Below are 1,102 nucleotides of genomic sequence, written 5' to 3' on the forward strand. Positions count from 1 at the left end.
CTCGACGATGCGAACCTGTCGCTGCGCGAAGGCGAGATCGTCGGCCTGCTCGGCCGTTCCGGGTCGGGCAAGTCGACGCTGCTGCGCATCATCGCCGGGCTGATCGAGCCGACCGGCGGTGAAGTGACCTACCTCGGCCAGCCGCTGCGCGGCCCGGCCGAAGGCGTTGCGATGGTGTTCCAGACCTTCGCGCTGTTCCCGTGGCTCACCGTGCTGCAGAACGTGGAAGCCGGCCTCGAGGCGCTCGGCGTCGGCGCGCGCGAGCGGCGCGAGCGTGCGCTCGCCGCGATCGACCTGATCGGTCTCGACGGCTTCGAGAACGCATACCCGCGCGAACTGTCGGGCGGCATGCGCCAGCGTGTAGGCTTTGCGCGCGCGCTCGTCGTCGATCCGACGATCCTGCTGATGGACGAGCCGTTCTCGGCACTCGACGTGCTGACGGCCGAGACGCTGCGTACCGACCTGCTCGACCTGTGGACGCAGGGCCGCATGCCGATCAAGTCGGTGCTGATCGTCACGCACAACATCGAGGAAGCCGTGTTCATGTGCGACCGGATCCTCGTGCTGTCGTCGAACCCGGGCCGCGTGATCGCCGAGATCAAGGTGCCGTTCAAGCATCCGCGCAACCGTCTCGACCCGGCGTTCCGCAAGCTCGTCGACGATATCTACGCGAAGATGACGGCCCGCCAGACCGGCGAGGCGACGAAGAAGGGGCTGGAGCTCGGCAGCTGGCTGCCGCAGGTGTCGACCAACCTCATGGCCGGCCTGATCGAAACGCTCGCGATGGCGCCATACCACGGCCGCGCGGACATGCCGGAAATCGCGCGCTCGCTGCATCTCGAGGTCGACGACCTGTTCCCGATCGCCGAAGTGCTGCAGTACCTCGGTTTCGCGGACGTGCGGGAAGGGGACGTGTTCCTCACGCCGCCGGGGCGCGTGTTTGCGGAATTCGGCACGCAGGAGCGCAAGCTGATGTTCGCGGATCATCTGCTGAAGCACGTGCCGCTCGCCGCGCGGATCAAGAAGGTGCTGAACGAGCGCCCGGGCCATCGTGCGCCGCGGGTGCGCTTCGAGCAGGAGCTGGAGGATTTCCTGTCCGACG

The 1,102-nt window shown here is 67.6% G+C and carries 1 protein-coding gene; it reads left to right on the plus strand.

Annotated features, from left to right (window positions below; genetic code table 11):
* Positions 1–1,102: nitrate/sulfonate/bicarbonate ABC transporter ATP-binding protein (locus G3N64_RS39195; protein WP_205788906.1), on the plus strand; the 1,102-nt coding region annotated here is incomplete at both ends.

Origin of the sequence: Burkholderia sp. Ac-20344 (genome assembly GCF_017104975.1) — a bacterium.
GTDB lineage: Bacteria > Pseudomonadota > Gammaproteobacteria > Burkholderiales > Burkholderiaceae > Burkholderia.